The sequence below is a fragment of the Sphingomonas sp. 8AM genome, assembly GCF_902506455.1.
Classification (GTDB): Bacteria; Pseudomonadota; Alphaproteobacteria; order Sphingomonadales; family Sphingomonadaceae; genus Sphingomonas.
In genome coordinates this window covers 2715656-2735042 of the sequence record NZ_LR733844.1, presented here as the reverse complement: position 1 = coordinate 2735042, position 19387 = coordinate 2715656, and the positions used below count along the sequence as shown (strand labels likewise).

16 protein-coding genes, 1 tRNA gene and 1 other annotated feature are annotated in these 19387 nt (G+C 67.1%); of the genes, 9 read left to right on the top strand and 8 right to left on the bottom strand.

Annotation, left to right across the window (positions count from 1 at the left end):
- Positions 1–21 precede the first annotated feature (21 nt).
- Together trxA and BACI71_RS12915 are read left to right on the top strand one after the other, a co-directional pair.
- Positions 22–345: a thioredoxin TrxA gene (trxA, locus tag BACI71_RS12920; RefSeq protein ID WP_159759233.1), complete on the top strand. Its 324-nt coding sequence runs from the start codon at positions 22–24 to the stop codon at positions 343–345.
- Positions 345–821 carry a hypothetical protein gene (locus BACI71_RS12915; RefSeq protein ID WP_159759232.1) on the top strand — a complete coding sequence of 159 codons (477 nt, stop codon included), beginning with the start codon at positions 345–347 and terminating at the stop codon, positions 819–821. Before trxA ends, BACI71_RS12915 begins: the two co-directional genes overlap by 1 nt.
- Before the next feature lie 53 nt (positions 822–874).
- Here the strand turns inward: BACI71_RS12915 and BACI71_RS12910 are convergent, their stop codons facing one another.
- Together BACI71_RS12910 and argJ are read right to left on the bottom strand one after the other, a co-directional pair.
- Positions 875–1486 (bottom strand): glutathione S-transferase family protein, encoded by a 612-nt coding sequence (locus BACI71_RS12910; protein ID WP_201297368.1) that lies wholly within the window; start codon positions 1484–1486, stop codon positions 875–877.
- An 8-nt stretch (positions 1487–1494) separates the two neighbouring features.
- Positions 1495–2721 (bottom strand): bifunctional glutamate N-acetyltransferase/amino-acid acetyltransferase ArgJ, encoded by a 1227-nt coding sequence (gene argJ, locus BACI71_RS12905; protein ID WP_159759230.1) that lies wholly within the window; start codon positions 2719–2721, stop codon positions 1495–1497.
- A gap of 69 nt (positions 2722–2790) precedes the next feature.
- Here argJ and BACI71_RS12900 point away from each other — a divergent pair, with 69 nt between their 5' ends.
- From BACI71_RS12900 to BACI71_RS12885, 4 genes are all read left to right on the top strand, one after another.
- Positions 2791–3636 carry an energy transducer TonB gene (locus tag BACI71_RS12900; protein WP_159759228.1) on the top strand — a complete coding sequence of 282 codons (846 nt, stop codon included), beginning with the start codon at positions 2791–2793 and terminating at the stop codon, positions 3634–3636.
- A 46-nt stretch (positions 3637–3682) separates the two neighbouring features.
- Positions 3683–3946, top strand: a complete 264-nt coding sequence (locus BACI71_RS12895; protein ID WP_159759226.1) for a hypothetical protein — start codon at positions 3683–3685, stop codon at positions 3944–3946.
- 89 nt (positions 3947–4035) lie between these two features.
- Complete coding sequence (secA, locus tag BACI71_RS12890; RefSeq protein ID WP_159759224.1) at positions 4036–6771, top strand: preprotein translocase subunit SecA; 2736 nt, start codon at positions 4036–4038, stop codon at positions 6769–6771.
- Positions 6772–6943: 172 nt separating this feature from the next.
- Positions 6944–6999 (top strand) — a sequence feature (sul1 is cis-regulatory element that is thought to sense ions involved in sulfur or methionine metabolism; They are found in Alphaproteobacteria).
- 71 nt (positions 7000–7070) lie between these two features.
- Positions 7071–8555 (top strand): SulP family inorganic anion transporter, encoded by a 1485-nt coding sequence (locus tag BACI71_RS12885; RefSeq protein WP_159759222.1) that lies wholly within the window; start codon positions 7071–7073, stop codon positions 8553–8555.
- Positions 8556–8621: 66 nt separating this feature from the next.
- Here the strand turns inward: BACI71_RS12885 and BACI71_RS12880 are convergent, their stop codons facing one another.
- From BACI71_RS12880 to moaA, 4 genes are all read right to left on the bottom strand, one after another.
- Entirely contained in the window at positions 8622–9230 is a 609-nt protein-coding gene (locus tag BACI71_RS12880) for a CC0125/CC1285 family lipoprotein (RefSeq protein WP_328804036.1), read from the bottom strand.
- Positions 9231–9438: 208 nt separating this feature from the next.
- Positions 9439–9513, bottom strand: a tRNA-Asn gene (locus BACI71_RS12875).
- Between the two features lie 76 nt (positions 9514–9589).
- Positions 9590–10369, bottom strand: coding sequence for an NAD kinase (locus BACI71_RS12870; protein ID WP_159759220.1), 780 nt, complete (start codon positions 10367–10369; stop codon positions 9590–9592).
- A complete protein-coding gene (moaA, locus tag BACI71_RS12865) occupies positions 10366–11376 on the bottom strand; it encodes a GTP 3',8-cyclase MoaA (RefSeq protein WP_159759218.1) in 1011 nt (336 codons plus the stop codon). Before moaA ends, BACI71_RS12870 begins: the two co-directional genes overlap by 4 nt.
- 110 nt (positions 11377–11486) lie before the next feature.
- Here moaA and BACI71_RS12860 point away from each other — a divergent pair, with 110 nt between their 5' ends.
- Both BACI71_RS12860 and BACI71_RS12855 read left to right on the top strand, forming a co-directional pair.
- Positions 11487–12755 carry a GGDEF domain-containing phosphodiesterase gene (locus tag BACI71_RS12860; RefSeq protein ID WP_159759216.1) on the top strand — a complete coding sequence of 423 codons (1269 nt, stop codon included), beginning with the start codon at positions 11487–11489 and terminating at the stop codon, positions 12753–12755.
- Entirely contained in the window at positions 12752–13159 is a 408-nt protein-coding gene (locus tag BACI71_RS12855) for a YybH family protein (RefSeq protein ID WP_159759214.1), read from the top strand. The genes BACI71_RS12860 and BACI71_RS12855 overlap by 4 nt, the downstream gene beginning before the upstream one ends.
- A gap of 98 nt (positions 13160–13257) precedes the next feature.
- Here BACI71_RS12855 and mfd read toward each other — a convergent pair whose 3' ends face one another.
- Both mfd and BACI71_RS12845 read right to left on the bottom strand, forming a co-directional pair.
- Complete coding sequence (gene mfd / locus BACI71_RS12850; protein WP_159759212.1) at positions 13258–16713, bottom strand: transcription-repair coupling factor; 3456 nt, start codon at positions 16711–16713, stop codon at positions 13258–13260.
- 202 nt (positions 16714–16915) lie between these two features.
- Positions 16916–17191: an FAD assembly factor SdhE gene (locus BACI71_RS12845; protein WP_159759210.1), complete on the bottom strand. Its 276-nt coding sequence runs from the start codon at positions 17189–17191 to the stop codon at positions 16916–16918.
- A 72-nt stretch (positions 17192–17263) separates the two neighbouring features.
- Between BACI71_RS12845 and recG the strand changes: the two genes are divergently transcribed.
- Positions 17264–19318, top strand: a complete 2055-nt coding sequence (gene recG / locus BACI71_RS12840; protein WP_159759208.1) for an ATP-dependent DNA helicase RecG — start codon at positions 17264–17266, stop codon at positions 19316–19318.
- The last annotated feature ends 69 nt before the right edge of the window (positions 19319–19387 follow it).

Sequence of the window (19387 nt, the reverse complement as noted above, 5' to 3'; positions counted from 1 at the left end):
GTGCATCCAAGGAGTAATGACATGGCCACCAAGAAGATCACCGACGCCAGCTTCCAGACCGACGTGCTGTCCGCCGACAAGCCGGTGCTGGTCGATTTCTGGGCGGAATGGTGTGGCCCGTGCAAGATGATCGGTCCGTCGCTGGAGGAGATCAGCGAGGAATTGGGCGAGCAGGTGACGATCGCCAAGCTGAACATCGATGAGAATCCCGATGCGCCGGGCCAATATGGCGTGCGTGGCATCCCGACGATGATCCTGTTCAAGGGCGGCGTGCCGGCGGCGACCAAGGTCGGTGCCGAGCCCAAGGGGCGGATCAAGGCGTGGCTTGAAGGTGAGCTGGCCTGATGCTGCTGGCGGCGCTGCTGTTGATGCAGGGCGCCGCCACGGTTCCACCACCGCCTTCCGCGCCGGTGTGTCGACGCGACGAGCGGTCGGGCGGGGTGGCGTTCGTCATCCGCGGGCCGGATCGAGAATGCCGCCGCTTTCGCGCGCCACGATCCTATGAGGGCGCGTGGATCGATGAATTCGAGGGGTCTCAGTTTGTCGAGGGCGCGCGAAGCTACGACGAGGCGCGGCGACGAATGGCGTCGGATCCCACTGTCTATTGGCTCGACATCGACGCGAAGAGCGATATCGCGAGGGCCGTTCCGCGGCGGTCCGGCACCGCTTACCACATCCGGCTGATCGCGCGGGAGATGCTGCCAGAGCCGCAGCGGTCACCGTTCAGTCTGCCCGGGTTCGGGCATATGGGGATGTGGCATCGGAGCCTGTTGGTCGACGCGGTCCAGTCCGCCGAGGTGATCCGCGCCGCGCCTGAGTGACCTAAGCCGTCGCCCCGGATCAAGTCCGCGGCGACGGACAAGGCGGATCGCTCCTATGTCAGCGGAATCATCACGTTCGCGGCAAAGCCCGGTCGCGTCTTCAGCCGCTCATACCAGTGCGCTACATGCGGCACGGGCTCACGCGCCAGCCCGAGCGCGAAGAAGGTATGTGCGTATACTCCCATCGGCACGTCGCCGAGGCCGAACGTATCGCCCGACAGCCACGGTTGGATCGCCAGTGCGGCGTCGAGAACCGTCATCATCCGCGCGCACGCCACCGTCGCGCGCTCGATCGCCGCGGGGTCGCGCTGCTCCGGCGACTGACGCACGAGCCCAGTGAACGCCGGCCGCTGCGCCTCGGCATAGCCGAATTGCCAGTCCATCCAGCGATCCGCGAGCGCCCGCCGCACCGGATCGGCGGGCCATAGTGCGTCGTCGCCATGCCGCGCGGCCAGATAGCGCAGGATCGCGTTCGACTCCCACAGGACGATGTTGCCGTCCTCGATCGTCGGGACCAAGGCATTGGGGTTTTTTACGCGATAGGCTTCGTCCATCCTGAACGTGCCGCCGACGTCGTGGCGCTGGTAGGTCAGCGCCAGCTCCTCGGCGAGCCACACAACCTTCTTGACGTTATGCGAGTTCAGGCGCCCCCAGATCGTCAGCATGGCGCGCGTCAGCTCCGATAGTCGGCGTTGATCGAGATATAGCCGTGCGTCAGGTCGCAGGTCCACACCGTCGCACGGCCCTCGCCGAGACCGAGGTCGATTCCGATCTCGACGTCCTGCCCCTTCAGATGCGCCGCGACCGGCGCTTCGTCATAGCCGGACACCGCCAAGCCACCCTCGGCGACCTGCGTCGCGCCAAAGCGGATCGCCAGCCGGTCGCGTTCGGCGGGCTCGCCGGCCTTGCCGACCGCCATCACGACGCGCCCCCAATTGGCGTCCTCGCCGGCGATCGCGGTCTTCACGAGCGGCGAATTTGCGATCGACATGGCGATCCGGTGCGCCGAGCGGTCGCTCTCGGCACCCTCGACCGCCACCTCGATCAGCTTGGTCGCGCCCTCGCCGTCACGCACCACCAGCAGCGCGAGTTGCCGGCAGACATCGGCCAGCGCCGCGCGGAACGCGTCCGCGCCGTCGCTCTCGTCGCCGGAAAGCGGCGTATTGCCCGCCGCGCCGGTTGCGAACGCCAGCACAGTGTCGCTGGTCGAGGTGTCGCCGTCGACGGTGATGCACGAGAAGGTCCGCGTGTTCGCCGCCGAAAGCGCGGCTTGCAGGAACGGTGCCTCGACCGCTGCATCGGTGAAGATGAAGCCGAGCATCGTCGCCATGTCCGGCGCGATCATGCCCGAACCCTTGATGATCGCCGCGATCGTGATCGTGCGGCCGTCGACCACCGCCGTCGCGCTCGCCCCCTTGGGATAGGTGTCGGTGGTGCCGATCGTCTCCGCCGCCGCGCGCCAGTCGGCTTCAGGTGCGACGAAGGCGGCCGCGAGCCCGGTCTGTGCCTTGTCGATCGGCAGCGGCACGCCGATCACGCCGGTCGAGGCGACGAAGACGTCGGAGGGACGGCAGCCGATCGTCTGCGCGGTCTGCGCGGCGATCGCCTCAACCGCTTCGCGCCCGCGATGGCCTGTGAAGGCGTTGGAGTTGCCGGCGTTCACCACCAGCGCGCGCGCCTCGCCGAGCACCAGCGCCTTGCGGCACCATTCGACCTCGGGCGAGGGACATTTGGATTGCGTCAGCACACCCGCGACGGTTGTGCCCGGCGCCAGCTCGGCGAAGGTGAGATCGGTGCGGTCCCACTCCTTGTAGCGTGCGCGAGCGACGCGCAGCGTGACACCGGCGATGGTCGCCATTTCGGGGAACGGCGTGGCGAGCGGGGAGATGGACGTCGACATGGCGTCGCCTTAGCTTTGCGACCGGGGCAGGCAAAGGGGGAGAGTGACGCGATGCGGATGAAGGGGTGGATGGCAGCGCTGGTCGTGGCGGCGGCGGCGATGCCGACGTGGGGCAACAGTACGCCGCGGGTGGCGAAGGAAGCGGCGCCGCTGGACGTTGCCAACTGGATGGGTGCCGACAATTACCCCCCGGCGGCAATCCGCGCCGGGGAGCAGGGGCGGGTCGTCGCGATCGTCGCGGTGGACGCGACCGGACACCCGACGGCGTGCCGGATCGACGTGTCGATAGGATCGCCGACGCTGGAAAAGGGCACTTGCGCTTTGATCCTGGCGAGGGGTCGGTTCACACCGGCCCGCGATGCGAAAGACCGGGCGATCGCGAGCGAAGTTACCTTTCCGATCCGTTGGGTGTTGCCGGGGGACGGCGACAATCGACAGCCGTCTGGACCGCTGGATTTCGCCACGATCATGACGATCGCCGCGGACGATACCATCGCGGGCTGCGAAATCATTGTTGATGGCAAACCGCAAACGACCGATCTGACCAGATGTGGCGGGCCCGACTTCAAGCCGGCCGGGTTGCGCGCGAGCCTGAAGGTAGTCGGGAGCTTCCAGATGCGATCGGATTTTGTAATCCGTAACGGCGAGACCCCGCCGTCGATGCCTGCCCTGACGGTCGGAGGGCGGCTGCTGTCGATGCGCGAGGCGCGACAGTCAGTCGACACGAACGGGGTGCCAACGAACTGCACGGTGGCGGTAAGCGGGGAGTGGGCGGAAGAAGCAAAGAAGTATCCGAGGTCAACGGCGTGCGACTCTGGTCAGCGATTTATTCCGCCGCGGGACAAGGACGGCGCATACAAGGCAGCGCAGGTGCTTGTGGCCGAGTGGACAACCCTGCTTCCCTCGCCAAATTGATGGTTTACGCGCGTGCGGGCGGTGGACGTGCCCGCGCGTGCATCCTATGTCCGGCGTCGTGAACCTGCTGCTGCTCCTTTCCGCGTTGCTCTCCGCGCTGACCGGCGTCGGGGCCACGGCGCGTGAGCCGCAGGTTGCGCAGGCAGTGGCGCAGCAGGTCAAGGCGGCTGCGATCGCTTCCGCCGCGCGGCATCTCGCCACGCGCCCGGCCGCTCCGCTCGCCCTGCCGGTCGCAAGCCGTGTCGCGCCGGTAGCACGCGTGTTCGTGCTGGTCGCCGAGCCGCTTTTCGCGGACCGCCGGCGCGAATAGCGCGGCGCTCGCTTCATCACGCCACTTCTTCCCGCGCGGCCGCCCGACACCGGCGCCGCCGCGTCGCTTCCAGATACAGGATCACGCCCATGTTCGGCGGTATTGCCAAGTCGCTCTTCGGTTCGTCCAACGACCGTTACGTCAAGTCGCTCAATCCGATCCTCGCGAAGATCGCCTCCTACGAGCCGGCGCTGCAGGCGATGGACGACGCCACGCTGTCGCACCAGACCGTGTTGTTCCGTGAGCGGCTGGCGAACGGTGAGACGCTCGACCAGTTGTTGCCCGAGGCGTTCGCGACGGTCCGCGAGGCGGCGAAGCGCGTGCTGGGCCAGCGTCACTATGACGTGCAGATGATCGGCGGCATCGTCCTCCACCGCGGCGAGATCGCCGAGATGCGGACCGGCGAGGGCAAGACGCTGGTCGCGACGCTCGCGACCTATCTCAACGCGCTGCCGGGCGAGGGCGTGCACGTCATCACGGTCAACGATTATCTCGCCAGTCGCGACGCCGACTGGATGGGCCGCGTCTATCGGTTCCTGGGGCTGACCACCGGGGTGATCGTCCCGAACCTTTCGGACGAGGAGCGCCGCAACGCCTACGCAGCCGACATCACGTACGGCACGAACAACGAATTCGGCTTTGATTACCTCCGCGACAACATGAAGTATGAGCGCAGCCAGATGGTGCAGCGCCAGTTCGCAATGGCGATCGTCGACGAGGTCGACTCGGTGCTGATCGACGAGGCGCGCACGCCGCTGATCATCTCCGGCCCTACCGACGACAAATCCGAGCTGTACATCGGCGTCGACGCGATCGTGAAGCAACTCAACGAAGAGGATTACGAGAAGGACGAAAAGCAGAAATCGATCGTCCTGACCGAGGACGGCACCGAGCGCGCCGAGCGGATGCTCGAGGCCGCCGGGCTGTTGCAGGGCGCGAACCTCTACGACTTCGAGAACACGCAGGTCGTCCATCACCTGAACCAGGCGCTGCGCGCGAACGCGATGTTCAAGCGCGACACCGATTACATCGTCAAGGACGACAAGGTCGTCATCATCGACGAGTTCACCGGGCGCATGATGGACGGGCGCCGCTGGTCGGACGGGCTCCACCAGGCGGTCGAGGCGAAGGAGGGCGTACAGATCGAGCCCGAGAACCAGACGATGGCCTCGATCACCTTCCAGAACTACTTCCGCATGTACCCGAAGCTGGCCGGAATGACCGGCACCGCCGCGACCGAGGCGGCGGAATTCTACGACATCTACAAGATGAACGTCGTCACCATCCCGACGAACCGGCCCGTCAACCGCGTCGATGAGGAAGACGAGTTCTACAAGGATACACAGGACAAGTTCCGCGCGATCGCCAAGAAGATTCGCGAACATGCCGAGACAGGCCAGCCGGTGCTGGTCGGCACGGTGTCGATCGAGAAATCCGAGTTGCTCAGCGAGTTCCTGCGACAGGAAGGCGTCGACCATTCGGTGCTCAACGCGCGCTATCACGAGCGTGAAGCGCATATCGTGGCGCAGGCGGGACGGCTGGGCGCGGTGACGATCGCCACCAACATGGCGGGCCGCGGCACCGACATCCAGCTCGGCGGCAATCTCGAGATGCGTGTCGAGGACGAACTCGCCGGAATGCCCGAGGGACCGGAGCGCGACGCGGCAATCGAGCAGATCCGCGCCGAGATCGCCGCCGAGAAGCAAAAGGTGCTCGAAGCCGGCGGTCTGTTCGTGCTGGCGACCGAGCGCCACGAAAGCCGTCGTATCGACAATCAGCTTCGCGGCCGCTCGGGCCGTCAGGGCGATCCGGGACTCAGCCGCTTCTATCTGTCGCTCGACGACGATCTGCTGCGTATCTTCGGCCCCGATACGCTGTTCGCCAAGATGATGCGTAACAACATCAACGATGGCGAGGCGATCGGCAGCAAGTGGCTGACCAAGGCGATCGAGACCGCGCAGAAGAAGGTCGAGGCGCGCAATTACGACATACGCAAGCAGGTCGTCGAATATGACGACGTGATGAACGATCAGCGCAAGGTGATCTACGAACAGCGCGCCGACATCATGGATGCCGATACGGTCGGTGACGTGGTGACCGACATGCGCGCCGAGACCGTAAATGCGATCGTCGGCGAGGCGTGCCCGCCTAATTCCTATCCCGAGCAATGGGATGTGGAGGGAATGAAGACGCGGCTCGCCGAAGTGCTCAACATCACGCCGCCGATCGACGACTGGCTGAATGAGGATGCGCTCGATCCCGAGATCGTCACCGAACGCGTGCTGGCCGAAGCCGATGCGATGGTCGAGGCCAAGGCCGCCGAGCTGGACACCCCGACCTGGACGCAGGTCGAGAAGTCGATCCTGCTCCAGAACCTCGACCATCACTGGAAGGAGCATCTCGCAATGCTCGACGCGTTGCGTCAGGTCGTCCACTTGCGCGCCTATGCGCAGAAGACGCCGATCAACGAGTATAAGCAGGAGGCGTTCAACCTCTTCCAGCGCATGCTCGAGGCGATCCGCGAGGATGTGACCCGCACGATCGCCTTTGCGCAATTCCAGATGCAGGCACCGCCGCCGCTGCCCGACCTGCCGGATTTCATCACCACCCATTTCGATCCGTTCACCGGCGAGGACAATTCCAATGACATCGACGCCGGCACGCGCGGGCTGGTGACGACCACGATCCCGCCGCTCCAGATCCCGCAGCCGACCGCCGCCGATCTCGGCGACGATCCGGCGAGTTGGGAGGGCGTCGTCAGTCGCAACGCGCCATGCCCGTGCGGTTCGGGGCGCAAGTACAAGCACTGCCACGGCGCGGCGTAAGCCAAGCCGAACCGAGTTCTCCCGCCCACATCCCGGGCTTGATCAGGGCTCCGCTGCTTACCCCCCCGCGGCATAGGTTTGCCCGCGCCCCGTCTTTGGTCCGGGGCGACGGGCAATCTTGTTAAGCCTCTTGCCCCGGCCATTCGGCTTAGCCTAAAGGCAGCGCCATCCACATGGACCCGGTGCAAATCCGGGTGGCTATCCCGGCCGCCGATCCGCCGGGCAACCTCTACGTATCGCCACCCTGAGCGTCGCGTTCTAGCGTCGGCACCGATACGTGGTGTGTTCATGACAGGCCTATGACCTCCTTCACTTCCTGTTTCCGGTCTGCATGGTGCGCGGACGCGGGCGAGGCACGGCGCGAGGTTCTCGCCGGCATCGTGGTCGCCCTCGCGCTCATCCCCGAGGCGATCGGTTTCTCGGTCATCGCCGGAGTCGATCCGCGCGTCGGGCTCTACGCATCGATCGCGATCGCGATCGTCATCTCGCTGCTCGGCGGGCGGCCAGCGATGATCTCTGCCGCGACCGCCGCTGTTGCGGTCGTCGTCACCCCGTTGGTGCGCGAGCACGGTGTCGATTATCTGTTCGCCGCGACGATCCTGATGGGCGTCATCCAGATCGTCGCCGGGCTGCTGCGGCTCAATCTGCTGATGCAGTTCGTCTCACGCTCCGTCATCACCGGCTTCGTCAACGCGCTGGCGATCCTGATCTTCATGGCGCAGCTGCCGCAGCTCACCGGCGTCAGCTGGCACAGCTACGCGCTGGTCGCGGGCGGGCTGGCGATCATCTACCTCCTGCCGCGCGTCACCCGGGCGGTGCCGTCGCCGCTGGTCGCGATCGTCATCCTGACGGTGCTCGCCATAATGCTCGGCCTGCCGGTGCGTACCGTCGGCGACATGGGGCGTTTGCCCGAGGGGCTGCCGTCGCTCGCGCTGCCGCAGGTGCCGCTGACGATCAACACCTTGCAGATCATCCTGCCGTATTCGCTGACGATGGCGGCGGTCGGGCTGCTCGAGTCGATGCTGACCGCGCAGATCGTCGACGACATGACCGACACCGACAGCGACAAGCGTCGTGAGTGTATGGGGCAGGGCGGGGCTAACCTTGCCGCTGCGCTGGTCGGGGGGATGGGCGGGTGCGCGATGATCGGCCAATCCGTCATCAACGTCACCTCGGGCGGTCGCAAGCGGCTGTCGACCTTGACCGCGGGCGCGTTCCTGCTTTTCCTGCTCGCGGTGCTCGGGCCGGTGGTCGGACGCGTGCCGATGCCGGCGCTGGTCGCGGTAATGGTGATGGTGTCGATCGGCACGTTCAGCTGGAACTCGATCCCCAACCTGCGGCGCCATCCGCCAACATCGTCGATCGTGATGCTCGTCACCGTGGCGGTCGTGGTCGCAACACGCGACCTGGCGCAGGGCGTCGCCGCCGGTGTGCTACTGTCGGGCATCGTCTTCGTAGGCAAGGTGCGCCGGATGTTCGCGGTCATTCGCGAGCCGGGTGATCCGGTACGCTACCGGGTGCGGGGTGAAATCTTTTTCGCCTCGGTCGACCGTTTCACTCGCGCGTTCGCGGCGGAGGAAGCGCGTGCCGTGGTGATCGACGTCACTGCTGCGCACTTCTGGGACATCTCGGCGGTTGCGGCGCTAGACAAGATCGTCGCGCGGCTCCGGCGCGATGGAGCAATTGTCGAAGTGGCCGGGTACAACGAGGCCAGCGCCGATCTGATCGACCGATTCGCGCTGCACGATAAGACCGGAGTCGAGCTCGGCGTCGCGCCGCGTTGATTTGGTGAAAAGGGGCATCGGTCACCCGGACCGATGCCCCCGCCGCCGTCCGGCAGATCCTGGCGCTTACGACGCCTTGGGGAGGCGGATCGTCGGTCCGATCGACTCGGTCACTGCGCGTGCATTGAAGGCGCGAACGTTGCCACGATCCGGCGTTCCCTTGAACATCACGATCTCGGCCGATGCCTCGTAGCGATCGACGGTGCGGATGTCCTGACCACCGCCGAAGCCGCCCCAAGGTCCGCCCCAGAACGGGTCCCACGCACGATAGCCGAAGCCGCGACCATAGAAGCCCCAGCGTGGCCCCCACAGGCCGCCCCCAAACGCGCCGAAGCCGGGGCCCCAGCCGCCGCCGAAGCCAGGCGTCGAGTAGGTGCGGGCCTGACGATCGGTGTCGCGATCGGCCATCACGAAATAGTCATAGCCGTTCTGCAACGTCAGTTCGGCGGAACGGAACAGCAGATAGCGTTCAACGACGTCGCGATCAGTAACGGTGTTGCCGGCAAAGGTCACGCGATAGCGGTTCGGCTCGATCCGCACGTCGCTGTAGCCGGTGCGGTAGAAGCCGCTGCCGGTCGCAGGCCGGTAGGCGGTCTCGGTGGCGCAGGCGGCGACCAGCGTCGTACTGGCCGCCAGCGCCACCACCAACGCCGAGCGGCCTAACTTCATCATCATGGCGTACTCTCCAACGCACCCGGGCGGTGCGACGAGCCGTCGCATAGCCGAGGTGAGTGGAACGTGCGATGAACGAAATCGCTCCGCGTGGCACGCGCGTCGAAGCCCGAGCCGTTTCGGCGACCAGCTGTTGGAAAAAAGCAACGGGACGGACGTTATGCCTGCTTTTCCTGACGAGCGGAAGTTTCACGTCTGGTCGGAAAAGAGGTGGCTCCCTGAGTAGGATTCGAACCTACGGCCGCTCGATTAACAGTCGAGAGCTCTACCGCTGAGCTATCAGGGAACGTCGTTCAACGTCGTGGAGGGGGTCTATAAAGCCGGATTTCCGGCGCGCAAGACCCTTATTTCATCTTTCGGGCTTATGCGACGAACTGCTCCATGGTGATGCGGTCGTCGAGTGCGTGCTCAGGATCGAACAGCAGCGTCAACTCGCGCGCGCGGTCCATCGCGATATCCACCTGCGCGACATTGCGCACTTCCCGCTGGTCCGCGACCGCCGAGACGGGGCGCTTGCCCGCCTCCAGCACGCGCAGCGACACCCGCGTCTTGTCGGGCAGGATCGCGCCGCGCCAGCGCCGCGGACGAAACGCACTGATCGGGGTCAGTGCCAGCATCTGCGAGCCGAGCGGCAGGATCGGGCCGTGCGCCGAGAGATTGTAGGCTGTCGACCCGGCCGGCGTGGCGACCAAGATCCCGTCGCACGACAGCTCTTCGAGCACGATACGATCGTTGATCCGTACCTCCAGCTTGGCGGTTTGCCGCGTCTCGCGCAGCAGCGAGACCTCGTTGATCGCGGGCAGCGTATGAACGCTGCCGTCGAAGCCGGTCGCGGTCGCGGTCAGCGGGGTTACCTTGAACGCGCGAGCGCGCTCGATCCGCCCATCCAGATCGTGCCGCCGCCATTCGTTCATCAGAAAGCCGACAGTACCGAGGTTCATCCCGAACACCGGCACGATGGCGCGCCGGCGCTCCAGCAGCAGATGCAACGACTGGAGCATGAACCCGTCGCCGCCGAGTGCGACCACCAGATCGGCTTCCTCGAGCGGGCACCAGTCCCACGTATCGGCAAGTTCGGCGCGCGCAGCCTGCGCGGGGGCGGTGGGCGAGGCGACCAGCGCCCGCCGGGGATAGAGAGTCATCCGCCGGTGACGCTCATATGCCGCGCGACCGCGGGCGCGGCACCTTGGCCGATCCGAAAATCATGGCGACGCGGCTTGGTGGTCAGCGCATCTTCAATCGCGGCGTCGAGCGCTGCGATGCCACCCTCGCGCAGCGCGGCGCGCAGGTCACGATGATCGTCGTGGCCGAGGCAGGTATAGAGCCGCCCCTCGGTGGTCAGCCGCACGCGGTTACACCCGTTGCAGAAGTTCTGCGTCAGCGGCGAGATCAGCCCCAGCTTCGTCGCGCTGCCGTTGACCCGCCAGTATCGAGCCGGCCCACCTGTCTGTACGGCGTCGCGTTCCAGCGCGAACTGCGCATCGAGCCGCTCTTTCACCACCGTCAACGGCAGGAAGCGATCGGTGCGATCCTCGTCGATCGCGCCCAGCGGCATCGTCTCGATCAGCGTCAGATCGTACCCATCGGCGACGCACCAGTCCAGCATCGCCGCGATCTCGTCCTCATTGACGCCCTTCAGCGCGACCATGTTGATCTTGATCGCCAGACCGACGTCGCGGGCGGCGGCGATCCCGTCGAGCACCTGCGCGACGTCCCCGTGGCGGGTGATGTGACGGAAGCGGTCGGGATTGCGGCTGTCGAGGCTGACGTTCAGCCGACGCAGCCCCGCCTCGCGCAGCGCCGCGGCATGGTCGCGCAGCCGCGTGCCGTTGGTGGTCATCGTCAGCTCGTCAAGCGCGGTGCCGATGTGCCGCCCGAGCCGCTGCACCAGTTGCAGTACGTCGCGTCGCACCAGCGGCTCGCCGCCCGACAGCCTTACCTTGCGTACACCGCGCGCCACGAAGCGTTCGGCGATGATCGCCAGCTCCTCCAGCGTCGCAATCTTCTCGCGCGGCAGGAACGTCATCTGCTCCGCCATGCAATAGCGACAGCGCAGGTCACAGCGATCCGTCACCGACACGCGCAGGTACCGGATGGTGCGGCCGAAGCCGTCGATGAGCGGCGCGGCCGTGCTGCTGGTTTCGATCATTGCCGTCACAACGCGCGAAGCTATTGAGTCGTTCACCGCCCGGCAAGATCGGATTGCCGCCCCGCGCGGCACCGACTACGACGAATGTCATGGAGCGTCAGACACGAACCATGCAACGCGCCGCCGGGCGCCGGCGGGGCGAGCGCACCGCCAGCGAGGAACAGCTGCAGCTGATTTCCGCCACCCCCGACGGCGTGACCGCGATCACCGCCGCGCCGACCAGTTTCGAGATCGTCAATGCCGCCTACGGACGGATGACCGGCGATCAACTGGTGGAGGCGATCGACGAGCGGCTGAGCGAGGCACTGGCCGATTATCGCAGCGCGGCGGTCCGCAGCGGCGCCACCTTCACGATCGTGGTGGCGGGCGATGCGCAGGTCGGCGACGCGGCTGTTGATTCGGTCGAGCGTGCGCTGGAGCAGCCGTTCACGATCGGTAACGAGACGATCCATCTCGGCGCCCGGATCGGGGTGGCGCGACGCGTCGACCACGAGGCGCCGGACCATCTGCTGCGCCGCGCTGCCGAGGCGCTGTCCCATGCCCGCGCCAGCGAGGGAGTCACGACGCGCGTCGCGACCGAGGGAAGCGGCGTTCCGATCGCGGCGCTCGCCGCCGACCTGCACCGCGCGATGGAGCGGCAGGAGATCGACGTGCGCTTCCAGCCGCAGGTCCACTTGATGGAAGGCCGGATCATCGGGGTCGAGGCGCTGGCGCGCTGGCACCATCCGCGGCTCGGTGAGCTGGGGGCCGAGACGCTGCTGGCCGCCGCGGATCGCGCCGGGCTGGGAGTGGCCTTATCCGACCATGTGCAGGCGCTGGCGCTGCGCCGCGCCGCCGACTGGCCCGATGCGCTGTCGGGCCTACGGATCGCGGTGAACGTCACCGCTACCGATCTGTCGCGCACGCCGTTCGTCAGCCGCTTCCTGGCGCGCGTGCATGAGGCAGGGATCGCGCCGGGGCGCGTCACCGCCGAGGTGACCGAGGGCGCGATGATCGACAACCTTCGCGCCGCGGGTGTCGCGCTGGCGGCGTTGCGGGCCGCCGGGTGCCGCGTCGCGCTCGACGATTTCGGCACCGGCTATTCCAGCCTGTCCTATGTCGCGACGCTGCCGCTCGACTATATCAAGATCGACCGCAGCCTGACGACCGCGGCGGTCAGCGACGCGCGCAACCGTGTGGTGCTGCAAGGCGTGCTGGGTATTGCCGAGGGGCTGGGGCTGGAGACGATCGCCGAGGGCGTGGAGACCGAGCCCCAGCGGCAGTTGCTCGCGGCCCGCGGCTGCACCTTCTATCAAGGGTTCCTGTGCGCCGGGCCGCTGGACGATGCGGCATTGATCGAGCTGGTACGGTCGGGGCAAATGAAGGGGGGCAAGAAATGACGATCGTTCCCGCGTTGATCGCGGTGGCGGCGGCCACCGCCACCCCACAAGCAGCGATCGACGCTGCGATGGCGGACAGCGCCGCGGGCTGGAACGCCGGCGATCTGACGCGCTTCACCGCCATCTATGCGCCCGATGCGGTTTATGTCGCGGGCGACAAGGTGGTGCGCGGCAAGCCGGCGATTGCCGAGCGCTATGCAAAGAGCTTCGCCAACGGCGGCAACACGCGCGGACGGCTGAGCTTTCAGCCGCTGGCGTGGCGGACGCTGAGCGCGGTGCACGTCCTGCACGTTGCGCGCTGGACGCTGACGCCGGCGAGCGGCGTACCGCAGACCGGGCTGACCACATTGCTGTTCGAGCGCCGCAAGGATGGCTGGAAGATCATCTCCGACCACAGCAGCTAGGGCCGTGTTCGTCATTGCGAGCGTAGCGAAGCAATCCAGGGCGTCCTGATCCGCCTCCGGATTGCTTCGCTACGCTCGCGATGACGGGCCGATGCTACTTACCCCGCCGCCTTCGCCAGCCCCTTCGACAATTGCAGCGCGCCGTGCAGCCGCGCTTTGGGATCGGCCCAGACGCGGGTCAGCGCCAGCTTGCTGTCCGGCCGCAGCTTCGCGATCCCGCCCAGCTTGTCGACATAGGCGAGCAGCCCGGCGATGTTCGGTGGTTTGTCGTCGTGGAACGCGACCAGCGCGCCCTTTGGCCCGACGTCCAGCTTCGACACGCACGCCTTCTTGGCGTTCAGCTTGATCTCCATGATCTTGACCAGATTGTCGGTCGCCTCGGGAAGCGGGCCGAAGCGGTCGATCATCTCGGCGGCGAAGGCGTTGAGCCCCTGTACCTCGTCGACGTCGTTCAGGCGGCGGTAGAGGCCCATTCGCAGATCGAGGTCCGGAACATATTCTTCCGGTATCAGGATCGGCGCATCGACGCTGATCTGTGGGCTGAAATCACGCTGGCGCTCGCGCAGGCCGCCGGCCTTGGCTTCCAGGATCGCCTCCTCCAGCATCGACTGGTAGAGTTCGTAGCCGACCTCCTTGATATGTCCCGATTGTTCGTCGCCGAGCAGATTGCCCGCGCCGCGGATGTCGAGATCGTGGCTGGCGAGCTGGAACCCCGCACCCAGCGTATCGAGATCGCTCAGCACCTTCAGCCGCTTTTCCGCCGCCTCGGTCATCTGCCGCTCGGGCGGGGCGACCATATAGGCATAGGCGCGCGTCTTCGACCGGCCGACGCGACCGCGGAGCTGATAGAGCTGCGCCAGGCCGAAGCGGTCGGCGCGATTGACGATCATCGTATTGGCCGAGGGGATATCAATCCCGCTCTCGATGATCGAGGTCGACACCAGCACCTCGAACTTCTTGTCATAGAAAGCGGACATCCGCTCCTCGACATCGGTCGGCGCCATCTGGCCGTGCGCGATGACGTAGCGGATCTCGGGCACCTCGCGGCGGAGATAATCCTCGATATCGGGCAGGTCGGCGATGCGTGGCGTAACGAGGAAGCTTTGCCCGCCGCGATAATGTTCGCGCAGCAACGCCTCACGCAACACCACCGGGTCCCACGGCATGACATAGGTGCGGACGGCGAGGCGATCGACCGGCGGGGTCTGGATTACCGACAGTTCGCGCAATCCGCCCATCGCCATCTGGAGCGTGCGCGGGATCGGCGTGGCGGTCAGCGTCAGCATGTGCACGTCGGCGCGCAGCGTCTTCAGCCGCTCCTTGTGCGTCACCCCGAAGCGCTGTTCCTCGTCGACGATCACCAGCCCGAGCCGCTTGAAGTCGATGTTCCTGGCGAGCAGCGCGTGGGTGCCGATCACGATGTCGATCGTGCCGTTGGCGACGCCCTCCTTGACCTTCTTCGCCTCGCTGGCGGTCACCAGCCGTGACAGGCGGCCGATCTCGACCGGGAAGCCATCGAAGCGGGCACAGAAATTCTGGTAATGCTGGCGGGCGAGGAGGGTGGTCGGACAGACCACCGCGACCTGCATCCCGGCCATCGCCGCGACGAAGGCGGCGCGCAGCGCGACCTCAGTCTTGCCGAAGCCGACGTCGCCGACGATCAGCCGGTCCATCGGCTTGCCGCCCGCGAGATCGTCGAGCACGTCGCTGATCGCGCGGTCCTGATCGTCGGTTTCCTCGTACGGGAAGCGATCGACGAACGCCGGATAGCCACTCGCGTCGGGCTCGGCGACCTCGCCGGGGCGGAGGGCGCGTTCGGCGGCAACCGCGATCAAGGTGCCCGCGATCTCGCGGATGCGCTCCTTCATCTTGCTCTTGCGGCGCTGCCACGCCTCACCGCCGAGTCGATCGAGGCTCGCGCCTTCTTCCGACGAGCCATAGCGCGAGAGGACTTCGAGATTCTCGACCGGGATATAGAGCTTGTCGCCCCCGGCATATTCCAGCGCGACGCAGTCGTGCGGCGCCTTGGCGACCGGCACCTGTGTCAGCCCGACATAGCGCCCGATGCCGTGATCGGTATGGACGACCAGATCGCCCGGCGACAGCGTCGCGAGTTCGGCGAGGAACGCATCGGCGGACTTGCGGCGCCTGGCGCGGCGGATCAGCCGGTCGCCGAGCATGTCCTGCTCGGTCAGCACCGCCACGTCGGGGGCGGTGAAGCCGTGGTCGAGCCCGACGACCGTCAGCGCGACGCCGCGATCGGCAGCACCGAGCGCGTCCTGCCACGTGTTGGCAAGCCGCGCGCCGACCAGACCGTGATCATCGAGCAGGTTCTTCAACCGGTCGCGCGCGCCGATCGAATAGCTGGCGAGGATCGGCTTGCGCCCGTCCTTCTTCAGCCGTGCGACATGCGCGACGACCGCTTCGTAGACGTTGGCCTGATTGGCGCGCTCCGGTGCGAAATCGCGCGGGCCGTCGACCTGGAAGTCGAGCACCGTGGACGATTCGGGCTCATGAAACGGGGTGACCAGATGCGCGGGCATCCCCGCCACCTCGGCGCGCCATTCCGCATCGTCGAGGTAGAGCGTTTTGGCGGGGAGGGCGCGATAGCTGCCCGGCTCGGCCGCTTCGGCACGCTTCCGGTTCTCGTAATAATCGGCGATCGCGTCGAGCCGCCCCTCGACCGCGGCCGGGGTGCCGGCGTCGCGCACCACCACGGCATCGTCGCCGAGGTGATCCCACACCGTCGCCAGCTTTTCCTCGAACAGCGGGAGCCAATGCTCCATGCCCGCCAGCCGCCGGCCTTCGCTGACCGCCTGATAGAGGGGATCGCCCGTCGCGGTCGCCCCGAACTTTTCACGATATTGCGTACGGAAGCGCTTGACGCTGTCCCCGTCGAGCAACGCCTCGGAGGCGGGCAGCAGCACGAAGCCGTCGAGGCGCCCGGTGGTCCGCTGGTCTGCGGGGTCGAAGGTGCGGACGCTTTCGATCTCGTCGCCGAAGAAGTCGAGCCTGAGCGCCTGTTCCTCACCGCTCGGGAACAGGTCGACGATCCCGCCGCGTACCGCATATTCGCCGGCATCATGGACGGTGTCGGTGCGGACGTAGCCGTTCGCCTGCAACAGCGCGCCGAGTGCGTCACGGTCGATCCGCGCGCCCGGCTTCAGCTCGGCGACGAGTTGGCGAATGCGGAACGGCGTCAGCGTGCGCTGCGTCAGCGCGTTGACCGTGGTCAGCACGAGCTGCGGCCCGGTCTGCTTCTGTTGCAGGCGATGCAACGCGCCGATCCGCTCCGCCATGACGCGCAACGTCGGCGAGGCGCGGTCGTAGGGGAGGCAGTCCCAGGCCGGGAGTTGCACCACCTCCAGCTCGGGCGCGAAGAACGGCGCGGTGGCGGCGATGCTGCGCATCTGCGCCTCGTCGGCGGCGACGAACACCGCGCGGCGCGGCGCAGCGCGCGCGAGATCGGCGAGCAACGAGGGGAGGAAGCCGCCGGGGACGCCCGAAAGGGTGAGCGGGACGGTGGCTTTGAGGATCGTGGAGAGGTCGGGCATTCTATCTCCCCCCTCCCTTTCAAGGGAGGGGATTATCGGGTCGAAATGTCCCGGACATTTCTGATCCATGCCGGGGCATGGATCACCCGATGATGGTGGGTGGCGTCCGGGTGGTACGGGGAAGGGGCGGATAGGGTAGCCGTATCATCAGGCCTCGACCCACCCCAACCCCTCCCTTGAAAGGGAGGGGCTAGGCAGCGCGTCACATCCCCGTGTCGAGCACCGTCACGAAATCGACGCGCCGCATCGTGTCCATCATCTCGCCCTCCCATTCCGCCGGGCAGGGGAGCGAGCCGATCGCCCAGCCCATGATGTCGACGTCCTGCTCCTCCAGCAGCCGCTCGAACCAGTCGAGCTGCTCCGGGTCCCACGTCGCGCCATGCGCGTCGAAGAAGCCGCCGATCATCAGATCGGCCTCGCGCGTGCCGCGATGCCAGGCGCGGAAGCGCAGGCGTTTCAGGCGGATGTCGTGGTCCATGACGTTCCAATGCAAAACGACCGGCGGGCGCTGGCGGCGGCCGTCGGGGCAGGGTATCGGCACCAGATAGTCATGCGACCCGATATCCTCAATCCGTTGTTCGCCGAGGTAGAGGCGTTGAAGGGCGTCGGCCCCGCGCTCGCGAAGCCGCTCGACCGGCTGGGGATCGCGCGCGTGCTGGATTTGCTGTTCCACCTTCCCTCGGGCTGGGTCGATCGCTGGCCACGCGACGAGCTGATGCAGAGCGATGTCGGGCGGACGATCGCGATCACGCTGACGCCCACCGATTATCGTACCAGCAGCAGCCCGCGCGCACCGACCCGCGTCGTCGCGACCGATCAGCATGGCAACACAGTCGCGCTGGTGTTCTTCGGGGGCGGGTCGGGGCGGGTGCGCAAGCTGTTGCCGCTGGGCGAACCGCGCCGGGTGTCGGGACGGCTCGATCAATACGGGCAGGACCTCCAGATCATCCACCCGGAGGTCGGCGGCGAGGACGGTGACTTCCGCGAGCGCGAGGCGGTTTATCCGCTGACCGAGGGCATGACCTCGCGGCGGCTCGGCGCGCTGGTGGAACAGGCGCTGGCGCGTGCGCCCGATCTGCCCGAATGGATCGAGCCGAGCCTGAAGGCGCAACGCGAGTGGCCGGCGTGGCGCGAGGCGATGACGCGGCTCCACACCGACCCCGCCGATGCGGTCGCGCGCGCGCGGCTGGCGTATGACGAGGTGTTCGCCAACCAGCTCGCGCTGTCGATCGTGCGCGCCGATACGCGCAAGCGGCGTGGGCGCGCGTTGCAGGGCGACGGGCGGCTGCGCGATCTGCTGCGGCTGCCGTATCAGCTCACCGGCGCGCAGGCACGCAGCGTGCGTGAGATCGAGGGCGACCTGGCGCAGAGCGCGCCGATGCTACGGCTGCTGCAAGGCGATGTCGGCTCGGGCAAGACCCTGGTCGCCGCGATGGCTTTGCTGATCGCGGTCGAGGCCGGCGCGCAGGCGGCGATGCTCGCGCCAACCGAGATTCTTGCGCGCCAGCATTACGAGACGCTGCGCCGCACGCTCGCCGGGCTGCCGATCGAAATCGCGGTGCTGACCGGCCGCGACAAGGGCCGCGCGCGCGAGGCGACGCTGATGGGGCTGGCCGATGGCTCGATCCACATCCTCGTCGGCACGCACGCGATCTTTCAGGAGGCGGTGACGTATCGCGACCTCGGGCTGGTGGTGGTAGACGAACAGCATCGCTTCGGCGTCGCCGAGCGGATGCTCTTGCAGGCCAAGGGCCGCACCCCGCCGCACCTGCTGGCGATGACCGCGACGCCAATCCCGCGCACGCTGACGCTCGCGCTGCACGGCGAAATGGACCAGAGCCGGCTCGACGAAATGCCGCCGGGCCGCGAGCCGATCGAGACACGCGTGCTGTCCGAGGAACGCGTCGACGAGGTCATCAACGCGCTCGGCCGCCATTTGTCGGAGGGCAAGCAGGCCTATTGGGTCTGCCCGTTGGTCGAGGAAAGCGAAACCAGCGACCTGCAAGCCGCCGAGGCGCGTGCCGCCGCGCTGGCGAGCCGCTTCGGCGATCGCGTCGGACTGGTGCACGGGCGGATGAAGGGCACGGAGAAGGACGCCGTGATGGCGCGCTTTTCGGCGGGCGAGATCGGCGTGCTGGTCGCGACGACGGTGATCGAGGTCGGGGTCGACGTACCCAATGCCACGCTGATCGTGATCGAACATGCCGATCGCTTCGGGCTCGCGCAGCTTCACCAGCTGCGTGGGCGGGTCGGGCGCGGCGGCGGGCGATCGGTGTGCCTGCTGCTGCGCGGCGGGTCGTTGAGCGAGACGGCGCGCGCGCGGCTGGCGCTGATGCGCGAAACCAATGACGGGTTCCGGATCGCCGAAGAGGATTTGCGGCTGCGGGGTGCGGGCGAGTTGCTCGGCACGCGGCAATCGGGTGAGGCGATGTTCCGCCTCGCGACGCCCGACCTGCTTTCCGAACTGCTCCCTGCCGCCACCGACGACGCACGCTTGCTGATCGATCGCGACGGTGGGCTGAACGGCGCGCGCGGAAAGGCGGCACGAACCGCGCTTTACCTGTTCGAGCGTGACGCCGGCGTGGCGTTGCTGCGATCCGGATAGGCGATCGTCATTGCGAGCTTAGCGAAGCAATCCAGGGCGTCCTGGCCCGGCGCTGGGTTGCTTCGCCGC